This is a genomic window from Mycobacterium sp. (assembly GCF_032162105.1).
Classification (GTDB): Bacteria; Actinomycetota; Actinomycetes; order Mycobacteriales; family Mycobacteriaceae; genus Mycobacterium.
The window spans coordinates 1-2,829 of record NZ_JAVRPS010000245.1 but is presented as its reverse complement, the minus strand read 5'-3'; the positions used below and the strand labels follow the sequence as shown (position 1 = coordinate 2,829).

The window sequence follows — 2,829 nt, the reverse complement described above, 5'->3', positions numbered from 1 at the left end:
AGCACATGGACTGGGGTCTGCCATGGCCGGGACCCGCGCTGGCGACGCAGGCTGAGACTGCCGGGGCGCGGGCGTTTTGCGCCGGTGAGTTCGCCGACCTGAACGCCTACATAACAGCGACTGAGATGGCCCTCGGTACCTCGCAGGCCAAGATCGGCCCCGGGATCGCATATGCGTTCGCCCGATCCCCGTTCGTGCACGCCGCTGCGGTCCGACATCTCTCCACACTCGCGCCGGGCCGGGTCTTTCTGGGACTTGGGTCGGGGACCTCGCGGATGAACAAGGACTGGTTCGGTGTCGACGCCGCCCACCCCGCCCCCCGGATGGCCGAGCTGATCGAGGTGATCAGGGCGTTCCTCCACGCTGAGAACGGCGAACGTGTTCGATACGAGGGCCAGTTCTACACGGTCGACGCAGACATCCGTGCGCCCGTGCTCGGCAGGTTGGACGTGCCCATCCTGATTGGAGCCTTCAACAAGATCATGTTGCGCACGGTGGGCCGCACCGCCGATGGCGTGCTGGGGCACGGCCTGTTCACCGATCGGTGGTGGACTGAACTTGTCGAGCCAGAACTGGCCCGCGGCGCCGAATCACGCGGACGCGACCCCGCCGAGCTACGACGCTGGGGTTGGCTGATCACCGCGGTCGACAACGACGACCCGGCCCGGGCGGTCCGGGACGCACGCCTTCAGATCGCCTTCTACTTCACCGTGAAGACCTACGACTCACTCGTCGAACTGCACGGATGGACCGACGAGGTCGCCCGGATCCGTCTGGCCTTCCGCAGCGGCCAACCAGAAACGATCGCCGACCACGTCACCGACGATATGCTGTGGTCGATCGCGGTCTGCGGCGACGACGCACAGGCGCGCGAAATGCTTGCGACCCGCAAACGACTGCCCGACATGGCGTTTGCATCACCGCCGAGTTTCCTGGTCGGACGCCGACGACGCGCTGGCTATGGTTCAGCCGCGACGCGCGTTTTGTCGCAGCTGCACTGAAGTACGCGGCGGTGCCCCAGATCCGTGCCTTACATGGTGTACTGAGTAGTACATGTCGAGTTTCAGGAGGTCGCGATGCCCAAGCGGGAACCACTCGCGCCGATGACCGTGTCAGAGAACAACGGTGCGGTTCGGTCGCCCAAGACGGCCGAAATCGTGGCGGACACGTTACGGAGGATGATCGTCGAGGGACAGCTCAAAGACGGCGACTTCTTGCCCTACGAAGCCGAACTCATGAATCACTTCCAGGTCAGCCGTCCATCGCTGCGAGAAGCGGTGCGCGTCTTGGAGTCCGATCGCCTCGTAGAGGTGCGGCGCGGCTCACGTACCGGTGCCCGAGTTCGCGTCCCGGGTCCCGAAATCGTCGCACGACCGGCAGGCTTCCTGCTCGCCCTGGCGGGAACGACACTTGCCGACGTGATGACCGCACGGATGGGTATCGAACCGTATGCAGCGCGACTGCTCGCTGAAGATGGCACCGTAGCGGCGCATCGCGAGCTACGCGACCTCATCGATGAGATCCCCACCGCATGGGAGACGGGCAGATTGGCCGCAGCCTCGACCGGACTGCACCGTCGACTGGTGGAGCTGTCGGGCAACGCGACGCTGACCGTGATCGCGGGCATGCTGCACGAGATCTTCGAAAAGCATATGACCGCAGCATTTCTCAGCGTCCAGAACGTCGTGCCCAAGGCTCAGTACACCAAGCTGATGCGGTCGTATACCCGACTCGCTGATCTGGTGGCCGCTCGCGAGGGCGCTGAGGCCGAGGCGCATTGGCGACGACACATGGAGAACGCCGGCGCAGCGCTACTCAAAGGCTACGAGAAGACGCAGGTCCGAGACATCATGCACTGAGTGGGCACCGCGCCCACCTCACTTGAAGGACATCTGATGCGTAAGCCGCTCAACGGAGTTCGTGTTCTCGAGGTCGCACAATTCACCTTCGTTCCGTCGGCAGGCGCGGTGCTCGCCGACTGGGGCGCCGACGTGGTCAAGATCGAGCATCCTGTCACCGGCGATGCCCAGCGCGGGCTGGTCAAGGTGTTGGGCGCCGCGGCGACGGTACCCGGATCCTCGTTCGCGCCGATCATGGAGGGGCCCAACCGCGGAAAGCGCAGTGTCGGGCTGGCACTGGACAATTCCGAGGCCCGTCCCCTACTCGACGAACTGATCCGACGCAGCGACGTGTTCCTGACGAACTACCTGCCGTCGTCGCGGAAGAAGCTGTCCATCGACGTCGACGACGTCCGCCGCGTCAACCCCGACATCATCTACGTCATGGGCAATGGCTTCGGCGCAGAAGGGCCTGACCGCGATGCCGGGGCCTACGACGCTACGGCTTTCTGGGCCCGCGGTGGCAGCGCGGACGGCCTCACATCACCCGATGCCGAACGCAGCCCGTTCATGCCCGCCGGGGCTTACGGAGACAACATCGGCGGGATCAGTATCGCCGGAGGTGTGGCGGCGGCACTCTACGGCAGACAGGCCACGGGGGAACCCTCGGTGCTGGACGTCTCGCTCTTGGCGGTCGGTGCTTGGGCAACCCAATTCAACGTGAACATGGCGATGCTGATGGGCGGCCCGCTGCCCAAGGTGGAACGCCGAACCCAGGCTCCGGGCAACCCGCTCACCGGCGCCTATCGGACGGCCGACGGCAGGTTCGTCCAGTTGTCGATGCTGCAGCCGACGCGATACTGGCCGGAGTTCTGCCGACTGATGGGACTGCACGATGTCGCCGAAGATCCCCGGTTCACCTCGATCGAGGCGATGGCCGAGCACAGCGACACTGCTCAACAAATCGTCGGAGACGTGATCGGCAAGTTGA

3 protein-coding genes are annotated in these 2,829 nt (G+C 64.9%); all 3 read left to right on the top strand.

Annotated elements, in window-relative coordinates; genetic code table 11:
* Nucleotides 1-5 precede the first annotated feature (5 nt).
* Nucleotides 6-1,001, top strand: coding sequence for an LLM class flavin-dependent oxidoreductase (locus QOC69_RS12320; protein WP_526439789.1), 996 nt, complete (start codon nucleotides 6-8; stop codon nucleotides 999-1,001).
* Nucleotides 1,002-1,076: 75 nt separating this feature from the next.
* On the top strand, nucleotides 1,077-1,859 hold the full coding sequence (locus tag QOC69_RS12315; RefSeq protein WP_526439787.1) for a FadR/GntR family transcriptional regulator: 783 nt from the start codon (nucleotides 1,077-1,079) through the stop codon (nucleotides 1,857-1,859).
* A gap of 36 nt (nucleotides 1,860-1,895) precedes the next feature.
* Nucleotides 1,896-2,829, top strand: a 934-nt coding sequence (locus tag QOC69_RS12310; protein WP_526439785.1) for a CaiB/BaiF CoA transferase family protein, incomplete at its 3' end; no start/stop codon positions are given.